At 46.1% G+C, this 1,591-nt stretch carries 1 protein-coding gene; it reads left to right on the forward strand.

The window, feature by feature from the left end; genetic code table 11:
- The first annotated feature begins 113 nt into the window (after positions 1 to 113).
- Entirely contained in the window at positions 114 to 1,268 is a 1,155-nt protein-coding gene (locus C7Y69_RS21395) for an IS110 family transposase (RefSeq protein WP_013783726.1), read from the forward strand.
- The last annotated feature ends 323 nt before the right edge of the window (positions 1,269 to 1,591 follow it).

A 1,591-nucleotide genomic window follows, 5' to 3' on the forward strand; every position in this document is an offset into this window, starting at 1 on the left:
ACATAGACACAATGACTCCCTGTAAAAGTGCTAGCCCCCGCATTTTCGTGGGTTAACTTTTCAGCCAGAGCCATAATTAGTTTGTTCAATACTAAATCAATTTGGAGGCTAGCATGAACAAACATAGCATGATTTTTATCGGGTTGGATACGCATAAAGAGTTCCATGAAGTAGCTTATTGTGAGGAGCAACGTGGTGCCAGCCCTGTTCACTACGGACGGATACCTTCATCAAAAGCTAGTGTAAAAAAGCTGCTCCGGCAGTTTGAATCTAAATATCCTGGTGCAACACTTCACGTCGTATATGAAGCTGGGCCTTGTGGCTACTGGATTTATCGGCTGATAACAAGTTTAGGGCATTGTTGCTATGTCGTGGCTCCGTCTCTTATTCCCAAAAAGCCTGGAGAACGAATTAAGACTGACCGCCGAGATGCGCTTAAACTCGTTAGGTCACTAAAGTCTGAAGATCTCACGCCCATATATGTGCCCGAGCCTGAGGACGAAGCCGTTCGGGATTTATCCCGTGCTCGTGAAGCGGCAATGAAAGATTTAAAAGAAGCCAAGTACCAGCTTAAAGCGTTACTGCTTCGCAACAACATACGCTATGAAGGCACTGCTAACTGGTCGAAGAAGCACCTTCGCTGGCTTACAGAATTGATATTGCCTCATCCGGCGCAGCAAATAGTTTTGCAGGAACAATTGCAAACCATAGAAGAGCGTATCCGTCGACTGGAAAGGCTAGATAATGAATTAACTCACCACGTTCACCAATGGCGTTATTATCCAGTAGTGAAAGCCATTCAAGCGATGCGCGGTGTTCGATTATTAGTCGCCGTTGGTGTTGTGGCGGAACTCGGTGATCTACATCGCTTCGACCACCCAAGAAAGCTCATGGCTTATCTGGGCTTAGTTCCCAGTGAACAATCATCAGGTGGAAAGCGACACTTAGGAGCCATTACCAAAGCCGGCAACGGCAGAGCAAGGCGTTTACTGATTGAAGGTGCGCATAGCTATCGGTATCCAGCAAATGTCTCTACCGAATTACAGTTAAGGCAAGAAGGCTTACCCAAAGACATTGTTGATATCGCCTGGAAAGCCCAGCTGCGTCTGTGCAAACGCTATCAGCGCATGAGTAAAAAAGGTAAGCACTACAACTTGATCATTACCGCGATAGCCAGGGAAATGGCGGCATACATCTGGGCTATTGCAAAGGAAGTGGTACTCACACCGGTTAATCCAAAATTACGGTTAAGTAGAGTACCTGCATGACAAACGAGTTTGAGCTAACGCATTCGGATCAGGCCGCGGGATGTGGCACAACCTACGAAAAAGTTATGATGGCAATCACTTAACCGTGATTGACCCACGAGCATAGACTGATGAGAAGGTGCTACGGCGGAACATGTAAGGTCAGCTCTGCTCATTCAACGAATGAGTAACCTACGAATACCAGCATACTAACCGACGACATTACTGCCTCATCCGGTGCGTTAGTTCATTTATTATGAGCGAAAAATAAAGCTAATTATGGACTGAAAGAATGTCAGGGAAGCACTCGTTCAGGGTTGACAAAGGGAGTCATACCAACTTTT

Origin of the sequence: Alteromonas sp. KS69, from assembly GCF_003989595.1 — a bacterium.
GTDB lineage: Bacteria > Pseudomonadota > Gammaproteobacteria > Enterobacterales > Alteromonadaceae > Alteromonas > Alteromonas naphthalenivorans.